General features: G+C 60.0%; 17 protein-coding genes. 3 read left to right on the plus strand and 14 right to left on the minus strand.

Annotated features, from left to right (window positions below; translation table 11 throughout):
- Positions 1–4: 4 nt before the first annotated feature.
- The 5 genes from IF189_RS04265 to IF189_RS04285 form a co-directional block, all read right to left on the minus strand.
- Positions 5–1,168, minus strand: a complete 1,164-nt coding sequence (locus IF189_RS04265) for a type III PLP-dependent enzyme (RefSeq protein ID WP_192552889.1) — start codon at positions 1,166–1,168, stop codon at positions 5–7.
- Positions 1,169–1,750: 582 nt separating this feature from the next.
- On the minus strand, positions 1,751–2,905 hold the full coding sequence (locus IF189_RS04270) for a betaine/proline/choline family ABC transporter ATP-binding protein (RefSeq protein ID WP_134825473.1): 1,155 nt from the start codon (positions 2,903–2,905) through the stop codon (positions 1,751–1,753).
- Positions 2,902–3,555: an ABC transporter permease gene (locus IF189_RS04275; RefSeq protein ID WP_007953690.1), complete on the minus strand. Its 654-nt coding sequence runs from the start codon at positions 3,553–3,555 to the stop codon at positions 2,902–2,904. The genes IF189_RS04270 and IF189_RS04275 overlap by 4 nt, the downstream gene beginning before the upstream one ends.
- 13 nt (positions 3,556–3,568) lie before the next feature.
- Positions 3,569–4,462 carry a glycine betaine ABC transporter substrate-binding protein gene (locus IF189_RS04280; protein ID WP_134825474.1) on the minus strand — a complete coding sequence of 298 codons (894 nt, stop codon included), beginning with the start codon at positions 4,460–4,462 and terminating at the stop codon, positions 3,569–3,571.
- Between the two features lie 21 nt (positions 4,463–4,483).
- Positions 4,484–5,173, minus strand: coding sequence for an ABC transporter permease (locus IF189_RS04285; RefSeq protein ID WP_170931630.1), 690 nt, complete (start codon positions 5,171–5,173; stop codon positions 4,484–4,486).
- A 357-nt stretch (positions 5,174–5,530) separates the two neighbouring features.
- Between IF189_RS04285 and IF189_RS04290 the strand changes: the two genes are divergently transcribed.
- The 3 genes from IF189_RS04290 to IF189_RS04300 all read left to right on the plus strand — a co-directional run bounded on the left by IF189_RS04290 (position 5,531) and on the right by IF189_RS04300 (position 8,972).
- Positions 5,531–7,114, plus strand: a complete 1,584-nt coding sequence (locus tag IF189_RS04290; protein ID WP_085608055.1) for a peptide chain release factor 3 — start codon at positions 5,531–5,533, stop codon at positions 7,112–7,114.
- 208 nt (positions 7,115–7,322) lie between these two features.
- Positions 7,323–8,558: an MFS transporter gene (locus tag IF189_RS04295; protein WP_192552890.1), complete on the plus strand. Its 1,236-nt coding sequence runs from the start codon at positions 7,323–7,325 to the stop codon at positions 8,556–8,558.
- Positions 8,559–8,714: 156 nt separating this feature from the next.
- Entirely contained in the window at positions 8,715–8,972 is a 258-nt protein-coding gene (locus tag IF189_RS04300) for a hypothetical protein (RefSeq protein WP_085711822.1), read from the plus strand.
- Between the two features lie 105 nt (positions 8,973–9,077).
- Here the strand turns inward: IF189_RS04300 and IF189_RS04305 are convergent, their stop codons facing one another.
- The 9 genes from IF189_RS04305 to IF189_RS04345 all read right to left on the minus strand — a co-directional run bounded on the left by IF189_RS04305 (position 9,078) and on the right by IF189_RS04345 (position 21,702).
- Positions 9,078–10,058 carry a peptide ABC transporter ATP-binding protein gene (locus tag IF189_RS04305; protein ID WP_114881404.1) on the minus strand — a complete coding sequence of 327 codons (981 nt, stop codon included), beginning with the start codon at positions 10,056–10,058 and terminating at the stop codon, positions 9,078–9,080.
- Positions 10,058–11,026, minus strand: coding sequence for an ABC transporter ATP-binding protein (locus IF189_RS04310; protein ID WP_085711820.1), 969 nt, complete (start codon positions 11,024–11,026; stop codon positions 10,058–10,060). Before IF189_RS04310 ends, IF189_RS04305 begins: the two co-directional genes overlap by 1 nt.
- 10 nt (positions 11,027–11,036) lie before the next feature.
- Positions 11,037–11,963 carry an ABC transporter permease subunit gene (locus tag IF189_RS04315; protein ID WP_085711819.1) on the minus strand — a complete coding sequence of 309 codons (927 nt, stop codon included), beginning with the start codon at positions 11,961–11,963 and terminating at the stop codon, positions 11,037–11,039.
- An 11-nt stretch (positions 11,964–11,974) separates the two neighbouring features.
- Positions 11,975–12,985, minus strand: coding sequence for an ABC transporter permease subunit (locus tag IF189_RS04320; RefSeq protein WP_119426677.1), 1,011 nt, complete (start codon positions 12,983–12,985; stop codon positions 11,975–11,977).
- Positions 12,986–13,058: 73 nt separating this feature from the next.
- Positions 13,059–14,654, minus strand: coding sequence for an ABC transporter substrate-binding protein (locus IF189_RS04325; RefSeq protein WP_134825477.1), 1,596 nt, complete (start codon positions 14,652–14,654; stop codon positions 13,059–13,061).
- Between the two features lie 78 nt (positions 14,655–14,732).
- On the minus strand, positions 14,733–16,145 hold the full coding sequence (locus tag IF189_RS04330; RefSeq protein WP_134825478.1) for an OprD family porin: 1,413 nt from the start codon (positions 16,143–16,145) through the stop codon (positions 14,733–14,735).
- Positions 16,146–16,323: 178 nt separating this feature from the next.
- Complete coding sequence (locus IF189_RS04335) at positions 16,324–17,922, minus strand: ABC transporter substrate-binding protein (protein WP_192552891.1); 1,599 nt, start codon at positions 17,920–17,922, stop codon at positions 16,324–16,326.
- A 295-nt stretch (positions 17,923–18,217) separates the two neighbouring features.
- Positions 18,218–19,840: an ABC transporter substrate-binding protein gene (locus IF189_RS04340; protein ID WP_085711814.1), complete on the minus strand. Its 1,623-nt coding sequence runs from the start codon at positions 19,838–19,840 to the stop codon at positions 18,218–18,220.
- A gap of 260 nt (positions 19,841–20,100) precedes the next feature.
- On the minus strand, positions 20,101–21,702 hold the full coding sequence (locus IF189_RS04345; protein ID WP_192552892.1) for an ABC transporter substrate-binding protein: 1,602 nt from the start codon (positions 21,700–21,702) through the stop codon (positions 20,101–20,103).
- Between the last annotated feature and the right edge of the window lie 61 nt (positions 21,703–21,763).

A 21,763-nucleotide genomic window follows, 5' to 3' on the forward strand; every position in this document is an offset into this window, starting at 1 on the left:
TCATTTACACGTAGAACGACTTCAGCGGCGGAAAGCCATTGAACTCTACGGCGCTGTAGCTGGTGGTGTACGCACCGGTCGACAGCCAGTACAGACGATCACCGATCGCCAGGTTCAGCGGCAGGCCGTACTTGTAGTTTTCGTACATGATGTCGGCGCTGTCGCAGGTCGGGCCGGCGATCACGACTTCTTCCATCTCGCCTTTCTTCTCGGTCCAGATCGGGAACTTGATCGCTTCGTCCATGGTTTCGATCAGGCCGGAGAACTTGCCCACATCGGTGTAGACCCAACGCTCTACGGCGGTGCGGGATTTGCGCGCAACCAGTACCACTTCACTGACCAGGATACCGGCGTTGGCGATCAGCGAACGGCCCGGCTCCAGAATGATTTCCGGCAGGTCATCACCGAAGTCTTCCTTCAAGAAACGGATGATCTCTTCGGCGTAGGTTTCCAGGCTGTTGGTACGGGTGATGTAGTTGGCCGGGAAGCCACCACCCATGTTGATCAGCTTCAGGTGGATACCATCTTCTTCCTTCAGGCGCTCGAAGATCACTTTAACCTTGGCGATCGCAGCGTCCCAGACGCTGATGTCACGCTGTTGCGAACCGACGTGGAACGAAATGCCGTACGGCACCAGGCCCAGATCACGAGCGAGGATCAGCAGGTCCATGGCCATGTCGGTCTGGCAGCCGAACTTGCGCGACAGTGGCCAGTCGGCGGTGGTCGAGCCTTCGGTCAGGATACGCACATAGACTTTGGCGCCCGGCGCAGCCTTGGCGATGTTGCGCAGGTCTGCTTCGGAGTCGGTGGCGAACAGGCGCACGCCCTTCTCATAGAAGTAGCGGATGTCCTTGGATTTCTTGATGGTGTTGCCGTAGCTGATCTGGTCCGGGCTGACGCCACGGCCCAGCACTTTGTCCAGCTCATAGATCGAGGCGATATCGAAGCTCGAACCCTTCTCTTTGAGCAGGTCGATGATCTCGACGGCCGGGTTGGCCTTGACCGCGTAGTAGACCTTGGCGAATTCGAAACCGGCGCGCAGGTCATCGTAGGCCTGGGCGATCATCGCGGTGTCGATCACCACGAACGGGGTTTCCTGTTTGTCGGCGAACGCCTTCATTTTCTGAAAGGTTTCGCGCGCGAAATAGTCTTCGACCTGGATCGACATACTTGGGAGCTCCTATGGGCAAACGGGTAAAAACAATGGGTGCATATGAACGTCCTCCGTATCCCCACTTTGGTTCGCCTACTTCCCAAGGCATGTCGCCGAAAGCAAAAAGGCCATGGGTCGTTGCCCTTGGCCTTGCTGTCTCGTCGTCAGTACTTGAGCCGGATGGATCGTTTCCAGCATGGACGTTCGGCGCGAACTTTAGGGCGTGAGGGGCCTGAGATCAACTAAAAATGTCGCGTTTTTGCACGCTTCTGACGTGCGTTGCGGATATCACTCTTTGTAGCCGACCGAGATGACGGTCAGATGTTCCGCAATAATTTTCAGGTGTTAAAAATACCTGCACGTTCGATGCTGATGTGCGCCAACTCTCGGATAACTACGATCACTTCAACATCGGCGACGTTGGCGGCGAGAAGGGCAGATGAGGGGGGATTTGCCGGTTGAAGCTGACAAGAACGGCCGGGTTCGGCGCTCTGGTGTGTTGATATTTCTTGCCGGCTCATCGTCGGCGAAAAAATCCCGGCCTTGAGGATCCGGTGGTCGAAAAAAAGGGCTGTCGAACAGCCCTTTTGCTTTTGATCAGGCCACCGCCTCGGCTGGCGACACGATATTGGTCTTCATTCCGCGCGAACGACCCGAACTCAGGTACGCCGCAATCGACTCCTGGGTAACCTCGCCAAGGAAGACTCGCTCGGCATCCATCACCGGCAACCAGGCACGATTGAACTCGTACATGCGCGACAACAGGATGCGCAAATGCTCGTCGTACGCGGCCGTGGCGTTGAACTCACGCAGGAACTGCGCGCACGTACCGGTCTGACGATGCAGGTCGCGACGTCGCACATAACCCAGTGCCTTGTTCTCGGCGCAGGTGACCACCACGTAACGACGGTCATGCTCGTCCATCAATTCCAGCGCATCGGCCACCGGAGTTTCCGGGCTCACCGATGGAGCGTTGTCCGCTGCGTCTTCCGCCTTCACCAGCAGCAGACGCTTGAGGGTGCTGTCCTGGCCGACGAAGTTGCTGACAAAGTCGTCCGCCGGATGGGCGAGCAGGGTGTCCGGGTGGTCGATCTGCAGCAGTTTGCCGGTGCGGAAGATGGCGATTTTGTCGCCGAGCTTGATCGCCTCGTCGATGTCGTGGCTGACCATGATCACGGTCTTGTTCAGCGCCCGCTGCATCTCGAAGAACTCGTTCTGGATCATCTCGCGGTTGATCGGGTCCACTGCGCCGAACGGTTCGTCCATCAGCAAGAGTGGTGCATCCGCCGCCAGTGCGCGGATCACGCCGATCCGTTGTTGCTGGCCGCCGGACAGTTCGCGCGGATAACGATGCAGATATTGCTTGGGCTCAAGCTTGATCATGCTCATCAGTTCGCGGGCGCGGTCGTGGCATTTCTGTTTGTCCCAGCCGAGCAGTTTCGGCACCACCACGATGTTCTCTTCGATGGTCATGTTGGGGAACAGACCGATCTGCTGGATCACGTAGCCGATGTTGCGACGCAGGGTCACTTCGTCGAGATCGGTGGTGTCTTCGCCGTTGATCAGGATCTTGCCCGAGGTGGGTTTGATCAGGCGGTTGATCATTTTCAGTGTGGTGCTTTTGCCGCAACCCGATGGCCCGAGGAACACGCAGATTTCGCCTTCATTGACGGTCAGGCTTACCGAGTCCACGGCTTTCACGTCTTTGCCGTTGCTTTGGAAGGTCTTGCTGAGGTTTTGAAGTTCGATCATTTCAGGAGTCCTTTTGGAGTCAGCGAACGTTGCAGCCACTGCAAAATGAGGTCGGCGAAGATCGCCAGAAGACTGACCAGCAGCGCGCCGACGATCAGCATCGACATGTCACTGCGGCTGATGGAGGCGAGGATCAGCACGCCGAGGCCGCCGGCGCCGATGGTCGCGGCGATGGTCATCACGCCGATGTTCATCACCACGGCGGTGCGCACGCCGGCGAGGATCACCGGCACCGCGATCGGCAACTCGACCATGCGCAGGCGTTGGCCGAAGGTCATGCCGATGCCGCGTGCGGCTTCGCGAATGCCCGGTTCGACGCCGGTCAGGGCGAGGTAGGTGTTGCGCATGATCGGCAGCAGTGAATAGAGGAACACGGCGGTGATCGCCGGCATCGGGCCGAGGCCCTGGCCGAATTTCGAATAGAAGGGCAGCAGCAGGCCGAACAATGCAATCGACGGCACGGTCAGCAGCACCGTGGCGCTGGCCTGCAGCGGGCCGGCGAGGCTCGGGAAACGCGTCATCAGGATGCCCAGCGGCACGCCGATGAGAATCGCCAGGCTGACGGCGATGCCGACCAGGGTGATGTGCTGCCAGGTCAGGTGCATCACCTGCTGCCAGTCGAGGTGGGAAAAGGCGTTCAAAAATTCCATGACTTTTCCTCCTTTAGTTCAGTGGATGCTGGCGCAGGAAATCGGCAGCGACTTTGGAAGGGCTTTCGTGATCGACATCGACCCGCGCATTGAGCTGGCGCATGGTTTCGTCGTCGAACAGCTCGGCCAGCGGTTTGAGTTGCTCAGCCAATTTTGGATGGGCGTCGAGGTAGGCCTGACGAACGACCGGCGCTGCGGTGTAGTCCGGGAAGTAATGCTTGTCGTCTTCCAGCAGCTTCAGGCCGAAAGCATTGAGTCGGCCGTCGGTGGTGTAGACCAGACCGGCAAACACCTGGCCGTTACGCAGTGCGGTGTAGACCAGCCCCGCGTCCATCTGCCGGATGTTCTGGCGGGTCAGGTTCATGTCGTAGAGCTTGACCATGCCGTCCAGACCGTCGGAGCGGTTGGCGAACTCGGTGTCCAGCGCCACCAGATGATTGGTCTTGGCTTCAGCGTGCAACACGTCGTTCAACTGGCTGATGTTGCTGATCTGCGGATATTCCTCAGCCACTTTTTTAGGGAGGGCGAGAGCGTATGTGTTACTGAATTTCGACGGGGTCAGCCAGACCAGGCCTTTTTTCGCGTCGAGTTCTTTGACCCGGGCGTAGGACTGTTCGCTGTCGAGTTTCTCGGTGACATGGTTGTAGGCCACCAGCGACACCCCGGTGTATTCCCAGAGCATGTCCAGTTGCCCGCTTTCGTGGGCACTGCGGGCCAGATTGCTGCCCAGTCCGCCGGTGATCTGCGCGTCGTAGCCTTTGCTGCGCAGGTATTGGGCGGTGATTTCCGCGAGTAGGGTCTGCTCGGTGAATACCCGGGCGCCGAGGCGAATGAGCGGCTTTTCCGCCGCCTGGGCAAATCCTGCGAACAGCAGGGCGCAGCCCAGAATCAAGCTAAGTCGTTTCATGAATATTCCTTTGCCGAAGCCTTAAGACGGGCGCAAACCGCGTTCCAGCCAGAGGCGGCTGGCGAGGGTGACCACGCCATCGAGCAGCAGGGCCAGCAGTGCGGTGCACGCGGCGCCGAGCAGCAGTTGCGGCTGATTGTTCAGGGCGATGCCGGGGAAAATCAGGCTGCCGAGGCTGTTGGCGCCGATCAGGAACGCCAGCGGCGCAGTCCCGACGTTGATCGCCAATGCCACCCGCACACCGCCGACGATGATCGGCACGGCGTTGGGCAACTCGACCTGCCACAGCACCTGGCGCGGGGTCATGCCGATGCCGGTGGCGGCTTCTTTCAGCGAGCCCTGGACGTTTTTCAGGCCTTCGTAGGTGTTGCGCACAATCGGCAAAAGCGAGGCGAGAAATAAAGCGAAGATCGCCGGACCACTGCCGATGCCGAGAATCCCCAGGGCAATCGCCAGTACGGCCAGCGGTGGCACGGTGTTACCGATGTTGAAGATCTGCATGAAGCGTTCGGCGCGGCCGACCATGGTCGGGCGGCTCAGGAAGATACCGGCGGGGATGCCCACGACAAGGGCGGCCAGCATTGAAGCGAGGACGAGAATCAGATGAGCTTGCAGGTAAAACAACAAATCGTCGCGGTAGTGTTCGATCGTGTTGATGCCGATCCAGTGGACCAGCAGGGCCAGGAGCGCGATCACCACCGCACCTCCCATCAGCCCTTTGCCATAGCGGATAGCCACAGGCGGACTCCTTTTTTATAGTCGGCGGACGCTGTCCCGAGTGGCATGCCATGCCTGGCTGCCGGGAGTGAACGTTCGCGAGAAGCAGCTCCCCCAGCACCGGCGAAAAGCGGTCTGAAAGCGAGCCATGAGCGCAGCCTCGTCAGGCTAACTTGCTGATTTTTCAGCCCCTGACGAAAAGTCGTAACAGGGGATGGACGTCTCCGTGCTTTAAAAGGTTCCCATCTGAGGCAGCATTTGGCCACCCTTAATGTGCTCAACGGTTCGGTTATTGTCTTGACTTGGGCTATAATCGCGGCCCTTTTTTGAATCACCGCCAGGCGATTTCCCATGACCAGACAGGCCGCCGAAGTCGCGAAACGCCGCACTTTCGCCATTATTTCCCACCCCGATGCCGGTAAAACCACGATCACCGAAAAGCTCCTGTTGATGGGCAAGGCGATTGCAGTGGCCGGTACGGTGAAATCCCGTAAATCCGATCGCCATGCGACATCCGACTGGATGGAGATGGAGAAACAGCGGGGTATTTCCATTACCACGTCGGTCATGCAGTTCCCGTATCGCGAACACATGATCAACCTGCTCGACACCCCGGGCCACGAAGACTTCTCTGAAGACACCTACCGCACACTGACCGCGGTGGACTCGGCCCTGATGGTTCTCGACGGCGGTAAAGGTGTTGAGCCACGTACGATTGCCCTGATGGATGTCTGCCGTCTGCGTGACACGCCGATCGTCAGCTTCATCAACAAACTCGACCGTGACATCCGCGACCCGATCGAACTGCTCGACGAAATCGAAGCCGTCCTGAAGATCAAGGCCGCGCCGATCACCTGGCCGATCGGTTGCTACCGCGACTTCAAGGGCGTGTACCACCTGGCGGACGACTACATCATTGTCTACACCGCCGGTCACGGTCACGAACGCACCGAAACCAAGATCATCGAAAAGCTCGATTCCGACGAAGCCCGCGCCCACCTGGGTGACGAGTACGACCGCTTCCTCGAACAGCTGGAACTGGTGCAGGGCGCCTGCCACGAGTTCAACCAGCAGGAGTTCATCGACGGCCAGCTGACCCCGGTGTTCTTCGGTACCGCACTGGGCAACTTCGGTGTCGACCATGTGCTCGACGCGGTAGTCGACTGGGCCCCGCGCCCGCTGCCACGTGTGGCCAACGAGCGCACCGTGGAGCCGGTGGAAGAGAAGTTCTCGGGCTTCATCTTCAAGATCCAGGCGAACATGGACCCGAAACACCGCGACCGCATCGCCTTCATGCGTATCTGCTCCGGCAAGTACGAGAAAGGCATGAAGATGCGCCACGTGCGTACCGGCAAGGACGTGCGCATCGGCGACGCCCTGACGTTCTTCTCCTCCGAGCGTGAACAGCTGGAAGAGGCGTACGCCGGCGACATCATCGGTCTGCACAACCACGGCACCATCCAGATCGGCGACACCTTCAGCGAAGGCGAAACCCTGGGCTTCACCGGTATCCCGCACTTCGCCCCGGAACTGTTCCGCCGCGTACGCCTGCGTGATCCGCTGAAATCCAAGCAACTGCGCCAGGGCCTGCAACAGCTGGCCGAAGAAGGCGCGACCCAGGTGTTCTTCCCGGAGCGCAGCAACGACATCATCCTCGGCGCCGTCGGTGTGCTGCAGTTCGATGTGGTCGCCAGCCGCCTGAAAGAGGAATACAAGGTCGAGTGCTCCTACGAGCCGATCACCGTGTACTCCGCGCGCTGGATCGAATGCAGCGACAAGAAGAAGCTGGAGGAATTCTCCAACAAGGCTGTGGAAAACCTCGCGCTGGACGGCGGCGGTCACCTGACCTACCTCGCGCCGACCCGGGTCAACCTGGCGCTGATGGAAGAGCGCTGGCCGGACGTGAAATTCCGTGCGACCCGTGAGCATCACTAAGCGCTGACTGCAACATCCAGAGCCCTGAGGCGCGAGCCTCGGGGCTTTTTATTGCCCGGGCGGTGGTGGTGACTGCCGTTGTAGGTTCTTTCCCGAACGCTTGTGGTTTGTGTCTGCTTTTACCGCAGCGGCGTTTTTAGCCGCGACAATCCGGGCGACGAGGTCTAGTGTTCAAGGCCCAAAGCGAGCTTTCTGAAGGATCAACGGAATGACCGGTCGGCTCATTCATTTGCTGCGATTCGATGGTTACTTCTCCACGATGGCCTGGGTACTCGCGGCGCTTTTGTTCATCAATCGCCTGAGCAGCATGGTCAAGCTGTTCATGGCGTTGTATCTGCGCCAGGAGCTGGGCTTCGCCATCGAGACGGTCGGCTGGCTGTTGGCGGCGTACGGCGGCGGCCTGTTGATCGGTTCGATGCTGGGCGGTTTGCTCAGCGATCATATCCGCACCGCACGGCTGACGGCCGCGCTGTTCTTCGTTTCGGCGTGGGTGCTGCTCGGGCTAGGGCTGGTCACGCAAGTGCCGTTGCTGGCCGGGTTGCTGTTGCTCAGCGGTACGATCGACGGTGCGATCCGTACGTTGCATCAGCGCTTGATCATGGAATATTGCGAGGTTGCACAGCGACCGCGCGCGCAGGCCCTGAGCCGTATTGCGCGGAATCTCGGGATGGCCGCCGCCGGTATAGCGGGCGGAGTTCTGGCGCAGACGGATTTTCGCTGGGTGTTCTTCATCAGCGCGGCGCTGACGCTGGTGGCGCTGCTCTGGTTTGTCCGCACGACCTGGCGGCGAACGGTGCTGATCGCGGACGAAACGCCAGAGACGCAGGCCGGCTCAGGCCTGCCATACCGCGACAAACCCTTTCTCTGGTTGCTGGCGGCGACCGTCCTGTTGGGCATGGCGTTCGACACCGTTTACAGCACCCTCGGCAACTATCTGCGCGACTACTATCGCTTGAGTACCGAGGCCATCGGCTGGCAGTTCGCAATCAACGCGGTCCTTGTCGTGGCGTTGCAGATTCCAATCTCGCATTGGGGCGAACGCTGGGGCTCGCGGCGGCCCTTGATCGCCGGTTGCGTGTTGCTGGCGGTCGGGCTCGGCATGCTGCCACTGGGTTCCGGGCTGTTTTATGCCTGCTTGTCGACGGTGGTCTGGACGCTGGGGGAGGCGCTGTTCATGCCGCCGCTGAATGTGCTGGTCATGCAGCATGCGCAACGCGGCAAAAGCGGCCAGTACTTCGGTCTGTTCTTCATGGCCTGGAGCGCGAGTGCGCTGCTGTCGCCGGTGCTCAGCGGACAGCTTTACGGGCTATTCGGTGGGCACAGCGTCTGGGTAGCCAGTGCGGTGCTGGCAGTCATGTCGGTCCCGCTGGTTTGTCTGGCGACCCGGTTGCGCGTCTCGGCCAGCCAGCCCGTGCAAAGCCGCAAGGCCGCCTCGCTTAGCTGATCCGGTTATGGGGGTTATTCGAAAGCGGTCTGTCCACCCGCAGCAATTATGGGCATTGGTTAGCGTCCTATCTGGTGAACCCGGCTGATCGGAACTAGATTTTATTCAGCGCCGGACCGGCACTCTGGCTTCAACCACGAAAGGATGGAAACGCTTATGAGCATTTTTCAACGCATAGTGTTGTTGCTTAAGGTTTTGGTGATGCTGACGCTTGGCACCACGGCAGCGTGGGCGAGCAGCGCGGCGCCCGCACAGGGCTTCAATGCGGCCCAGGGGCACGCGGGTGTGATCATGCTCGCCAAGTCCGAATCCGAACCCGGTGATCAGGATCAGGGTGGCAGCAAGGACGATGACGACTCGACCACCGACGAGCCGGACACCGATGATCCGGACGATGGCGACAGCCAGACATAGATTGCAGACAAAAGAAAACCCCTTCTTCCCCGACTGATGCGCAATCGAGAAAGAAGAGGTTTGGTCAACGCTTTAACGACCCGCCCCGGCAACAGGGCGGGTTTTTTATGCCGCGCCGTCGAGGAACTGTTCGGCGTAGTGGCACGCTACCTGACGGGTGTCGAGCTGGCGCAGGGCCGGCTCTTCCGCGCTGCAACGTTCGGTCGCGTACGGGCAGCGCTTGTGGAACGCGCAGCCCGGTGGCGGGTTCAGCGGGTTGGGCAGCTCGCCGACGATCTTGATCTTCGGCTTGTCCGGATCCGGGTGGATGGTCGGAGTCGCCGACAGCAGCGCCTGGGTGTACGGGTGCAGAGGGCGGGCATAGATGTCGTGCTTCGGACCGATTTCCACCGGACGCCCGAGGTACATCACCATCACGTCGTCGGCCACGTGCTGCACCACCGCCAGGTTGTGCGAGATGAACACGTAACCGGTGTTGAACTCCTGCTGCATGTCCATGAACAGGTTCAGCACCTGCGCCTGGATCGACACGTCCAGCGCCGAGGTCGGTTCGTCCGCCACCAGCACTTTCGGTTGCAGCATCATGGCGCGGGCCAGCGCGATACGCTGACGCTGACCGCCGGAGAACATGTGCGGATAACGCTGGTAGTGCTCGGGGCGCAGGCCGACCTGCTTCATCATCGCCTGGACTCGTTCGCGACGTTCGGCGGCCGACAGGTTGGTGTTGATCAGCAGCGGCTCGGCCAGTTGATCACCGATCTTCTGCCGAGGGTTCAACGACGCGTACGGGCTCTGGAACACCATCTGCACATCTTTGCGCAGTTGCTTGCGCTGGGCCTTGTCGGCGCCGGCCACTTCTTGCCCTGCGATTTTCAGGGAGCCGGACGACGGCTCCTCGATCAGGGTCAGGGCACGGGCGAGGGTGGATTTGCCGCAGCCCGATTCGCCCACGACGGCGAGGGTCTTGCCGGCTTCCAGCTCGAACGACACACCGTTGAGGGCGCGTACGGTCGCGTGGCCCTTGAACAGGCCACGGGAGACTTCGTAGTGACGGGTCAGGTCGCGGGCGGTAAGTACGACGGCCATTACGCCACCTCCTGGTTCAACGGGTAGAAGCAGCGGGCGAGGCTGTGGCTTTTCGGATCAAGGGTCGGACGCTGCGCGCGGCAGCTGTCCTGCACGTACGGGCAGCGCGGCGACAGCAGGCAGCCTTGCGGGCGGTCGTAACGGCCCGGAACGATGCCCGGCAGTGTGGCCAGACGCTCGGCACCCTGACTGTGTTCCGGAATCGCCTTGAGCAGCGCTTCGCTGTACGGGTGCGCCGGGATGTCGAACAGTTGCGGCACCTGACCGACTTCAACGGCTTGACCGGCGTACATCACGCAGACGCGCTGGGCGGTTTCAGCCACCACGGCGAGGTCGTGAGTGATCAGCACCAGGCCCATGTTCTGCTCTTTCTGCAACGCCAGCAGCAGGTCCATGATCTGCGCCTGGATCGTTACGTCGAGTGCGGTGGTCGGCTCGTCGGCGATCAGCAGTTTCGGCTCGCCGGCAATCGCCATGGCAATTGCCACGCGCTGGCTCATGCCGCCGGACAGTTGGTGCGGATAGGCGTCCATACGGCTCGAAGCGCCGGGAATTTCAACCTTTTCCAGCAGTTCGATGGCGCGCTTGCGGGCGGCCTTGCCGGACATTTTCAGGTGCAGGCGCAGCACTTCCTCGATCTGGAAACCGACGGTGTAGCTCGGGTTCAGCGCGGTCATCGGGTCCTGGAACACCATGGACAGGTCTTTACCGACGATCTGCCGACGCTGGCGATTGCTCAGTTTGAGCATGTCCTTGCCGTCGAAGCTCAGAGAGTCGGCAGTGACGATCCCCGGGTGCTCGATCAGGCCCATCAGCGCCATCATGGTCACGGACTTGCCGGAACCCGATTCGCCGACGATGGCCAGGACTTCGCCCTTGTCGACCTTGAGGTCGAGGCCGTCGACCACCGGTGTGGCGTTCTTGTCGCCGAAGCGAACGTTGAGATTCTTGATTTCTAGCAGTGACATGGGAATCTCCTCAGGCGGCGTTCTTGAGTTTCGGGTCCAGCGCATCGCGCAGACCGTCGCCCATCAAGTTGATTGCCAGCACGCTGAGCAAAATGGTCAGACCAGGCAGACTCACGACCCACCAGGCGCGTTCGATGTAGTCGCGGGCCGAAGCCAGCATGGTGCCCCACTCAGGGGTTGGCGGCTGGACGCCGAGGCCGAGGAAGCCCAGGGCGGCGGCATCGAGGATCGCCGAAGAGAAGCTCAGCGTTGCCTGGACGATCAGCGGTGCCATGCAGTTCGGCAGCACGGTGATGAACATCAGGCGTGGCAGGCCGGCACCGGCCAGACGCGCAGCGGTCACGTAGTCGCGGTTCAGTTCGCCCATCACCGCAGCACGGGTCAGACGCACGTAGGACGGCAGCGAAACCACGGCAATCGCGATCACGGTGTTGATCAGGCCAGGGCCGAGGATGGCGACGATCGCCACGGCCAGCAGCAGCGATGGCAGGGCCAGCATGATGTCCATCAGACGCATGATGGTCGGGCCGACCACTTTCGGGAAGAAACCGGCGAACAGACCCAGCAGGATCCCCGGAATCAGCGACATCACCACCGACGACAGACCGATCAGCAGCGACAGGCGCGAACCCTGGATCAGACGCGACAGCAGGTCGCGACCCAGTTCATCGGTGCCGAGCAGGAACTGCATCTGGCCGCCCTCGAGCCACGCCGGCGGCGTCAGCAGGAAGTCACGGTATTGCTCGCTCGGGTTATGCGGGGCGACCCACGGCGCGAAGATCGCGCAGAAAATCACCAGCAACATGAACAGCAGGCCGGCAACGGCGCCCTTGTTCTTGGCGAAGGCTTGCCAGAATTCCTTGTACGGAGACGGGTACAGCAGACTTTGATCCGCGCCAGGTGCAGCGGTGACTACTGAGGATGTTGGAGTGCTCATGGGTATTGACCTCAGCGCTGATGACGGATGCGTGGGTTGGCAAAGCCGTAGAGGATGTCCACCACGAAGTTGACCAGGATCACCAGGCAGGCGATCAACAGAATGCCGTTCTGCACGACCGGATAGTCCCGGGCGCCGATGGCTTCGATCAGCCATTTGCCGATGCCGGGCCACGAGAAGATGGTCTCGGTCAGTACCGCACCGGCCAGCAGGGTGCCGACTTGCAGGCCGACCACGGTCAGCACAGGGATCAGCGCGTTGCGCAGACCGTGCACGAACACCACGCGCGACGGCGACAGGCCTTTGGCCTTGGCGGTACGGATGTAGTCTTCACGCAGCACTTCGAGCATCGACGAACGGGTCATCCGTGCGATCACCGCCAGCGGAATGGTGCCGAGGACGATGGCCGGCAGGATCAGGTGATGCAGCGCATCCAGGAAAGCGCCGGTGTCATTGGCCAGCAGGGTGTCGATCAGCATGAAACCGGTGCGTGGCTCAATGTCATAGAGCAGGTCGATCCGCCCGGAAACCGGGGTCCAGCCCAGGCTCACCGAGAAGAACATGATGAGAATCAGGCCCCACCAGAAGATCGGCATCGAATACCCCGCCAGGGAGATGCCCATCACCCCGTGGTCGAACAGGGATCCTCGCTTGAGGGCCGCGATCACCCCGGCCAGAAGGCCCAGGACGCCGGCGAACAACAGGGCGGCCATGGACAGTTCCAGAGTCGCCGGGAAGAGGGAGGTGAACTCGGTCCATACGCTCTCACGGGTGCGCAGGGATTCGCCGAGGTCGCCGTGGGCCAGTTTGCCGATGTAGTCCAGGTACTGGGCGTACAGCGGTTTGTTCAGACCGAGGCGTTCCATTGCCTGAGCGTGCATTTCGGGGTCGACCCGACGTTCGCCCATCATCACTTCCACGGGGTCGCCGGGAATCATGCGAATCAACGCGAAAGTCAGCAAGGTGATGCCGAAAAACGTGGGGATCAACAACCCCAGTCGGCGGGCAATAAAACTAAACATCTTGTGTGGTACCTCATCAGCCGGTTAGGCGTGCCCGGCGACCCTGGGGTCAGGGAGGCCGGGAGTTTCTTATCTACTTCACCTGGGTAGTGGCAAAGTTATTGGTTGTCAGAGGGCTGATGTGATAACCCTCTACGTTGTTGCGCATTGCCGTGAACATCCGGGTGTGGGCCATGCTGATCCACGGTTGGTCCTGATTGAAGATCGCCTGGGCCTCTTCATACAGTTTGGCGCGTTCGGCCGGATCTACTTTAGCCCGAGCTTCGTCGAGCAGGGTCTGGAATTTCTCGTTGCACCAGCGGGCGTAGTTTTCGCCGTTCTTGGCGGCCTCGCAACTGAGCATAGGCGTCAGGAAGTTATCCGGGTCGCCGTTGTCGCCCGCCCATCCGGCCGACACCATATCGTGTTCGCCGGCCTTGGCGCGCTTGAGCATTTCGCCCCATTCCATCACGCGGATGTCGATCTTGATCCCGACTTTCGCCAGGTCAGCCTGCATCATTTGCGCGCCGAGCATCGGGTTCGGGTTGGTCGGGCCGCCGCCGTTGCGGGTAAACAGAGTAAACACGGTGCCTTCCGGCACGCCGGCTTCCTTGAGCAGTTTGCGCGCTGCGTCGAGGTCACGTGGCGGATTCTTCAGCTCGTGGTTGTAGCCCAGCAGGGTCGGCGGGTAAGGGTTGACCGCGACGGTCGCGTTGCCCTTGCCGAACAGCGCGTTGACGTAGGCTTCCTTGTCGAAGGCGATGTCGATCGCTTTACGCACCCGCACGTCGCTGATGTATTTGTGCTGGGTGTTCATGGCGATGTAGGAAACGGTCATCGCGTCCATTTCATCGACTTTCAGCTTGTCGTCTTTCTTGATGCTCGGGATGTCATCCGGCTTCGGATACAGCGCGATCTGGCACTCGTTGGCCTTGAGCTTCTGCAGGCGCACGTTGTTGTCGGTGGCGATGGCCAGAATCAGCGCATCGGCCGGCGGCTTGCCACGGAAGTAGTCCGGGTTGGCCTTGAAGCGAACCTGGGCGTCCTTGTTGTAGCGCTGGAAGACGAACGGGCCAGTGCCAACCGGCTTGTTGTTCAGGTCGCCGGTCTTGCCGGACTTGAGCAACTGGTCGGCGTATTCGGCCGGGTAGATCGAGGAGAACGCCATGGCGATGTCGGCCAGGAACGGCGCTTCGCGGCGGGTCAGGGTGAACTTGACGGTGTTGTCGTCGACTTTCTCGACGCTCTTGAGCAGTTCCTTGAAGCCCATGCTTTCAAAGTACGGGAAGCCCACGCTCGACAGCTTGTGCCACGGGTGATTCGGGTCCAGCTGACGCTGGAAGCTCCAGACCACGTCGTCGGCGTTCAGGTCGCGGGTCGGCTTGAAATATTCGGTGGTGTGAAACTTGACGCCTTTGCGCAGGTGGAACGTGTAGGTCAGGCCGTCGTCGCTGATGTCCCAGGACTCGGCGAGCGCCGGGATCACTTCAGTGGTGCCGGGCTTGAAGTCGGCCAGGCGGTTGAAGATGGTTTCGGCCACCGCGTCGGCAGTGACTGCAGTCGTGTACTGGACCATATCGAAGCCTTCCGGACTGGCTTCGGTGCAGACCACCAAGGGTTTGGCCGAGACGCCGATGGCGGCGCTCAACAGGGCGGCAGCGACGGCCGCACGTAGGGGAAGCATTTTCATCGATAACCCTCTGCAATCGGTTGAAGACAAAAAGCCGAACGGCCGACTCGTCACTGAGTCAGCCGTCGGCACGCGTTTTTACAGAATGTTGAACGGTACGGTGGTCACGAGACGGAACTCGTTGATGCTGCCGTCAGCCTGGTTTTCGCTGGCGCGGTGAGCAGTGTAGGTGGCACGCACGGTGGTCGCCTTGAGCGGGCCGCTCTGTACCGCGTAAGTGGCACCGATGCCGTATTCGTAGTGGTGCTCGCCGTCCATGTTGCGTACGTCATACGCAGTGCCGGTGTAGTGAGTACCGTCGATGCCCCAGCCGCGGGCCTGGTAGATGTTGAACTTCAGGCCTGGCACGCCGTATTCGGCCATGTTCAGACCGTAGGCGACCTGGAAGGATTTCTCGTTCGGGCCGTTGAAGTCGGACAGCAGGGAGTTGGCCAGGTAGATGCCGTTGGTTTCGTGCAGGTAGTCGAAGTATTCGTCACCGTTGATCGCCTGGTACGAGAAGGTCAGGCTGTGGGCCTGGTGAGTCAGGCCGAACGACAGCGAGTAGGTGTCGTTGTCGATGTTGCCCATCTCTTTCTTGCCGGTATCGACGGTCTTGTAGTAGTTCAGGCCGGTGGTCAGGCTCACGACGTTGCTGTCACCCAGTTCGTGGGTGGCGCCGAAGTAGTACTGGTTCCAGAAGTCTTCAGCCTTGGAGGCGTACAGGCTGGTCTTCAGGCTCTGCAGCGGCTGGTAGTTCAGGCCGACGATGCTCACGCGATCGGTTTCGGCGCCGTTGGCGCTGTACTCGGTGCGGAATTTCGACAGGCTCTCTTCGGTACGCGGCGATACGCGGTCGAAGCTGCCGGCGTCGAACGACAGGTTGTTCAGCTCTTCGCTGTGCAGGCTCACACCTTCAAAGCTCGAAGGCAGCGCACGGTTGCCGATGGTGTCGACGATTGGCGTGCTGAAGTTCTGGCGACCGGCGGTCAGGGTGGTGTTGGAAACACGGAACTTGACGTTGGCCAGGCCCAGTTTGCTCCACTGGCCTTCAGCGTCACCGCCTTCCTTGGTCAGGGTTCGGTTGTTGCCCGCGCCTGGACGCGAACCCGGTGCACCACCGTTGTTGGAGGCCAGGGCCTTGCGATCACGCTCCAGGGCCACGGCGTTGTAGGCGGCTACTTCAGTGCTGACACCCACGGTGCCCTGAGTGAAGCCGGAGGTGAAGTTGACGATGGTGCCTTGTACCCAGTTGATACGACGATCGGTCGGGGTGGCAACGCCGTCCTTGCGGTAAGTGAACTTGCCGCCGCGCTTCAGTTGCTCGTTGGCGTACCAGTTACGGGTCGTGCCGCTGATCTTGGAGCCTTCGAGGAAGCCGGTGGCGTCAGCCTGGGCGCTTTTCTCGTTGACGGTCACCGGGGTGAACGCCTGGCTCTGCTCCTCGGCAAACGCCGTGGCGGTGATGCTGCTGATGGCCAAGGCCAGTATCGCGGTGCTGCTCAGTTTCATGGGTGAAGCTCCTTTACTTTCTTTTTATGCCGGCTTTTTTTGTTGGGCCGGTTTTTGGTTTTAGAACTCATTCACACATCGCAAACGTTTGCAAAAGGCCTGATCGGCAAATTTCGGCAAAGCGCTTGCGTGAGGAGGTAGACAGCCTCCTCAGCATTGCGGCTAATCGGTTATGGGTTTAATCGATGCTGACACCCGAAAACACGTTGCGGCCGAAGGGGCTGACCTTGAACCCTTCAACCCTGGCGCTCAGCGGCTGGTTGACCGTCGAGTGGGCGACAGGCGTGATCGGCACTTGCTGCTTGAGCAACTGCTGGGCCTGTTTGTAGAGCACGGTGCGCTGGTCGCGGTCGGTAACGACCTTGGCCTCTTTGATCAGCTTGTCGTAAGCCGGGTCGCACCACATGGAATAGTTGTTGCCGCCAATGGCGTCGCAGCTGTACAGCGTGCCGAGCCAGTTGTCCGGGTCCCCGTTGTCGCCGGTCCAGCCGATCAGGCTGACATCGTGTTCGCCATTCTTGGTGCGCTTGATGTACTCGCCCCATTCGTAGCTGACGATCTTCACTTTCAGACCGATCTTCGCCCAGTCGGCCTGGAGCATTTCGGCCATCAGCTTGGCGTTCGGATTGTACGGGCGCTGCACCGGCATGGCCCACAGGGTGATCTCGGTGCCTTCCTTGACGCCGGCAGCCTTGAGCAGTGCCTTGGCTTTTTCCGGGTTGTAGGCGGCGTCCTTGATCGTGGTGTCGTAGGACCATTGGGTCGGCGGCATGGCGTTGACCGCCAGTTGGCCGGCACCCTGGTAAACAGCGTTGAGAATCCCCTGTTTATTCACCGCCATGTCCAGCGCCTGACGCACTTCGAGCTGGTCGAACGGTTTGTGGCGCACGTTGTAGGCAATGTAGCCAAGGTTGAAGCCCGGCTTTTCGATCAGTTGCAGTTTCGAGTCGTTCTTCAGTGCCGGCACATCGGCCGGGCGTGGATGCAGCGTGACCTGGCATTCGCCGGCCTTGAGCTTCTGCACGCGGACCGAAGCGTCGGTATTGATCGCGAAAATCAGGTTCTTCAGCTTCACCCGGCTCTGATCCCAGTAATGCGGGTTGCCGGTGTAGCGGATGTTCGAGTCTTTCTGATAGCTCTTGAACACGAACGGGCCAGTGCCGATCGGCTTCTGGTTGATGTCGCTCGGCTTGCCTTCGGCCAGCAGCTTGTCGGCGTATTCGGCAGACAGAATGGCGGCGAAGCTCATGGCGATGTTCTGGATGAACGCGGCGTCGACGCTGTTGAGCGTGAACTCCACGGTCAGCGGCCCGGTCTTTTCGACCTTGGCGATGTTCTTGTTCAGACTCATCCCGTTGAAATACGGGAACTCGGTCGGATAAGCCTTACGGAAGGGCTGTTGCGGATCGAGCATGCGGTTAAACGTGAACAGCACGTCGTCGGCGTTGAAATCGCGGGTAGGTTTGAAGTACGCCGTTGTATGAAATTTCACCCCTTCACGCAGGTGAAAGGTGTACTTGAGGCCATCCTCGGAAATATCCCAGCTCGTTGCCAGGCCCGGTACGACATTGGTCGCGCCTTTTTCGAACTCGGCCAGACGGTTGTACAGCGGTTCGGCGGCGTCGTTATCGGTCGCGGTCGTGTATTGCGCGGTATCGAAACCGGCCGGGCTGCCTTCGGAGCAGAACACCAGACTGTCGCTGGCGGCAAAACTCGCGGACGTGGCGGCCAACAGGCCGGCGCCCAGCAATGCGGAAAAAACCAAGGTGTGGCGCATGACGCTCCCTCTTGTCTCAGTGTTTTTCAATGCGCCGCGATCCCTTCCAGGGAAGTTGTGGCTGCATTGAGCTCAATCCAACAGCAAACCGATAGCCCACGCAGTCACTGGTCAGAACCTGACGGTAGGGGCCGCAGGTCTGGCAGTAAATGCGCAGAGTCCTAAAGACTCGTAGGAAAAGGCGACACGTCCGAAACCAACCTGGTCAGACCAAGTGGAAAAGGATGTAGGCAAATTCCTGACTATTCGGCAGAAAAAAGCAGCGGCGACGCTGAAAACGTCGCCGCTGCGTTTTTTACTTGATGCTGACGCCGTAGAAGGAGTTCAAGCCGAATGGGCTGATCTTGAAGTCCTGCACGTTGGCGCGCATGGGTTGATACACCGTCGAGTGAGCGATAGGTGTCATAGGGACTGCATCTTTGAGGACGTGTTGCGCCTCTTTGTAGAGTTCGGTGCGCTTGGCCTGGTCAGTGGTGCGCTTGGCTTCTTTCACGAGGCCGTCGAATTTCTTGTCGCACCATTTGGAGAAGTTGTTGCCGCTCAGCGAATCGCAACCAAACAACACGTTGAGCCAGTTGTCCGGGTCACCATTGTCACCGCTCCAGCCAATGATCATGGCCTGGTTCTCGCCACCTTTGGAGCGCTTGATGTACTCGCCCCACTCGTAGCTGGTGATCTTCACGTTCAGACCGATCTTCTTCCAGTCGGACTGGAGCATTTCGGCCATCAGTTTGGCGTTCGGGTTGTACGGACGCTGAACCGGCATCGCCCACAGGACGATCTCGGTGCCTTCCTTGACGCCGGCTTCCTTGAGCAGCTGCTTGGCTTTCTCAGGATCGTATTTGGCGTCCTTGATGGTGGTGTCGTAGGACCACTGGGTCGGCGGCATGGCGTTGACGGCCAGCTGGCCTGCGCCCTGATAAACCGAGTCGATGATCTGTGGCTTGTTGACGGCCATGTCCAGCGCCTGGCGAACGCGCAGGTCGGCCAGCGGGTTGGCTTCGTTGCTGCCCTTGACCTTGTCCATCACGTTGTAGGCGATGTAGCCCAGGTTGAAACCGGCCTGGTCAGGCATCTTCAGCGCAGGGTCGGCTTTCAGTGCAGCGAGGTCGGCCGGACGCGGGAACAGAGTGACCTGGCACTCGTTCTTCTTCAGCTTCTGGATACGTACCGACGGGTCGGTGGTGATGGCGAAGATCAGGTTGTCGATCTTCACGTCTTCAGGCTTCCAGTAATCCTTGTTGCCGGTGTAACGGATGTTGGAGTCTTTCTGGTAGCTCTTGAACACGAACGGACCAGTGCCGATCGGTTTCTGGTTGATGTCGGCCGCCTTGCCTTCCTTCAGCAGCTGGGCTGCGTACTCGGCGGACTGAACCGACGCGAAGCTCATGGCCATGTTCTGGATGAACGCGGCGTCGACTTCTTTCAGCGTGAACTTGACGGTGTGGTCGTCGACTTTATCGATCTTGGTGATGTTGGTATCCATCCCCATGTCGGTGAAGTACGGGAATTCGGTCGGGTACGCCTTACGGAACGGGTCATCCTTGTTAATCATGCGATTGAAGGTGAACAGCACGTCGTCGGCGTTGAACTCACGAGTCGGCTTGAAATACGGGGTGGTGTGGAACTTCACGCCTTCACGCAGGTGGAAGGTGTAGGTCAGGCCGTCCGGGGAAATGTCCCAGCTGGTCGCCAGCCCAGGAACAACGGCGGTGCCGCCACGCTCGAACTGGGTCAGACGGTTGAACATGGTTTCGGCTGAGGCGTCGAAGTCGGTTCCGGTGGTGTATTGGCCTGGGTCGAAACCGGCCGGGCTGCCTTCGGAGCAGAACACCAGGTTAGTCGCAGCGGAAGCGAAAGGTGCGGAGGCTAACAAGCCTGCGCCGACTAAAAACGGAATGACCGCGTGTTTAAGCATGTTGGCCTCATGATTTGTTGTCATTTTTTAATAGTGAGGTACGACCTCGTGAGTCGTGCCTGCGGATACTTATGCAGGGCCCATACCCAATGCAAGATCCAGAGCGCCCGGCGGCATCAAACGGTGGCACGAACGTACCTTAATGTCGCATCTGTATAACTTCTGACGCATTTGACCGTTTGCGGTCGGTTTTTACGGTGCAAATGAAGCCCCAAAACGGTGCATTGGTCACGATTTGCGCGCCGCCTTGGGGCCGGGTGTTACTTATTTATACCCACGCCATAGAACGGGGTTAGACCGAACGGGCTGATCCTGAAGTCGGTGACTTCCTTGCGCAGTGGCTGGAACACCGTGGAGTTGGCGATCGGCGTGATCGGCACCTGCTGTTTAAGGATCAGTTGCGCCTGTTGATACAGTTTTACCCGTTGCGATTTATCCGTGGACACCTTGGCCTGCTGCACCAGCTTGTCGTAGGCCGGATCGCACCACTTGGCGTAGTTGCTGCCTTTCACCGCCGCGCAGCTGTAAAGCACGCCCAGCCAGTTGTCCGGGTCGCCGTTGTCACCGGTCCAGCCGTAGATCATGGCGTCGTGTTCACCATTCTTGGCACGCTTGATGTACTCGCCCCATTCATAGCTGACGATGTTGGCCTTGATCCCGATCTTCTCCCAATCCTGCTGGATCATCTGCGCCGACATCCGCGCATTCGGGTTGGACGCCCGCTGCACGGTCATCGCCCACAGGTTGATGGTTGTACCCGGTGCAACCCCGGCTTCCTTGAGTAGCGCCTTGGCTTTCACGGGGTCATAGGGTGCGTCCTTGATATTCGGGTCATAGGACCATTGCGCGGGTGGCAGGGCGTTCTGCGCCAATTGCCCGGCACTCTGGTAAACCGCTTTGATGATCGCCGGTTTGTCGATGGCCATATCGAGTGCCTGGCGCACTTTGAGCTGATCCAGCGGCGGGTGAGTGGTGTTGTAGGCGAGGAAACCGAGGTTGAAACCGGCCTGCTTCAAGACGCGCAGGTTGGGGTCCTTTTCCATCACTTCGATGTCGGCCGGGCGCGGGTAGCCGCTGACCTGGCATTCGCCGGTCTTGAGCTTCTGCAGACGCACGGCAGCATCCGGGGTGATCGAGAACACAAGGTTGTCGATTTTCACATCTTCGGGTTTCCAGTAGTCCTTGTTCGCCGCGTAGCGGATCTGCGAGTCCTTCTGGTAACGCTTGAACACGAACGGGCCGGTGCCGACCGGTTTCTGGTTGATGTCTGCTGCCTTGCCTTCCTTCAGCAACTGCGCGGCGTATTCGGCCGATTGCACCGAGGCGAAGCTCATGGCGAGGTTTTGCACGAACGCGGCATCGACGTTGTTCAGGTTGAAGCGCACGGTGTTTTCGTCGAGTTTTTCCACGGACTTGATCGTAGTGTTCAGGTCCATGTCGGTGAAGTACGGGGACTCGGCGGGGTAGGCCTTGCGGAAGGCGTTGTCCGGGTCGAGCAGGCGCTGGAAGGTGAACAGGACGTCGTCGGCGTTGAAGGTGCGGGTTGGGGTGAAGTCATCCGTGGTGTGGAATTTTACGTTCTGGCGCAGGTGGAAGGTGTACTGGAGGCCGTCCGGGGTTACGTCCCAGCTTGTGGCCAGACCGGGTTCGACTTCGGTGCCGCCGCGTTTGAATTGGGTGAGGCGGTTGAAGACGGTTTCGGCGGAGGCGTCGAAGTCGGTGCCGCTGGTGTACTGGCTGGGGTCGAAGCCTGCGGGGCTGGCTTCGGAGCAGTAGACCAGGGTTGTTGCTGCGTTGGCGATTGGGGTTATGGTTGCCAGGGCTAGGGTTATTAGTAGTGGTTTCAGGGTGAATCTTTGCATGTCTGCCCCGTGGGTTTGGAGGTGGTTGTGGCGGGGGAGGGTAGCTGGGGTTTTGGTGGGC

Source organism: Pseudomonas sp. IzPS59 (assembly GCF_014863505.1).
Taxonomy (GTDB): domain Bacteria; phylum Pseudomonadota; class Gammaproteobacteria; order Pseudomonadales; family Pseudomonadaceae; genus Aquipseudomonas; species Aquipseudomonas kribbensis.

Bases quoted from the DNA above. Each gene is read 5' to 3' on its own strand.
- IF189_RS04265 (WP_192552889.1), bottom strand. From the start codon at position 1,168: ATGTCGATCCAGGTCGAAGACTATTTCGCGCGCGAAACCTTTCAGAAA.
- IF189_RS04270 (WP_134825473.1), bottom strand. From the start codon at position 2,905: ATGATCGAACTTCAAAACCTCAGCAAGACCTTCCAAAGCAACGGCAAA.
- IF189_RS04275 (WP_007953690.1), bottom strand. From the start codon at position 3,555: ATGGAATTTTTGAACGCCTTTTCCCACCTCGACTGGCAGCAGGTGATG.
- IF189_RS04280 (WP_134825474.1), bottom strand. From the start codon at position 4,462: ATGAAACGACTTAGCTTGATTCTGGGCTGCGCCCTGCTGTTCGCAGGA.
- IF189_RS04285 (WP_170931630.1), bottom strand. From the start codon at position 5,173: ATGGGAGGTGCGGTGGTGATCGCGCTCCTGGCCCTGCTGGTCCACTGG.
- IF189_RS04290 (WP_085608055.1), top strand. From the start codon at position 5,531: ATGACCAGACAGGCCGCCGAAGTCGCGAAACGCCGCACTTTCGCCATT.
- IF189_RS04295 (WP_192552890.1), top strand. From the start codon at position 7,323: ATGACCGGTCGGCTCATTCATTTGCTGCGATTCGATGGTTACTTCTCC.
- IF189_RS04300 (WP_085711822.1), top strand. From the start codon at position 8,715: ATGAGCATTTTTCAACGCATAGTGTTGTTGCTTAAGGTTTTGGTGATG.
- IF189_RS04305 (WP_114881404.1), bottom strand. From the start codon at position 10,058: ATGGCCGTCGTACTTACCGCCCGCGACCTGACCCGTCACTACGAAGTC.
- IF189_RS04310 (WP_085711820.1), bottom strand. From the start codon at position 11,026: ATGTCACTGCTAGAAATCAAGAATCTCAACGTTCGCTTCGGCGACAAG.
- IF189_RS04315 (WP_085711819.1), bottom strand. From the start codon at position 11,963: ATGAGCACTCCAACATCCTCAGTAGTCACCGCTGCACCTGGCGCGGAT.
- IF189_RS04320 (WP_119426677.1), bottom strand. From the start codon at position 12,985: ATGTTTAGTTTTATTGCCCGCCGACTGGGGTTGTTGATCCCCACGTTT.
- IF189_RS04325 (WP_134825477.1), bottom strand. From the start codon at position 14,654: ATGAAAATGCTTCCCCTACGTGCGGCCGTCGCTGCCGCCCTGTTGAGC.
- IF189_RS04330 (WP_134825478.1), bottom strand. From the start codon at position 16,145: ATGAAACTGAGCAGCACCGCGATACTGGCCTTGGCCATCAGCAGCATC.
- IF189_RS04335 (WP_192552891.1), bottom strand. From the start codon at position 17,922: ATGCGCCACACCTTGGTTTTTTCCGCATTGCTGGGCGCCGGCCTGTTG.
- IF189_RS04340 (WP_085711814.1), bottom strand. From the start codon at position 19,840: ATGCTTAAACACGCGGTCATTCCGTTTTTAGTCGGCGCAGGCTTGTTA.
- IF189_RS04345 (WP_192552892.1), bottom strand. From the start codon at position 21,702: ATGCAAAGATTCACCCTGAAACCACTACTAATAACCCTAGCCCTGGCA.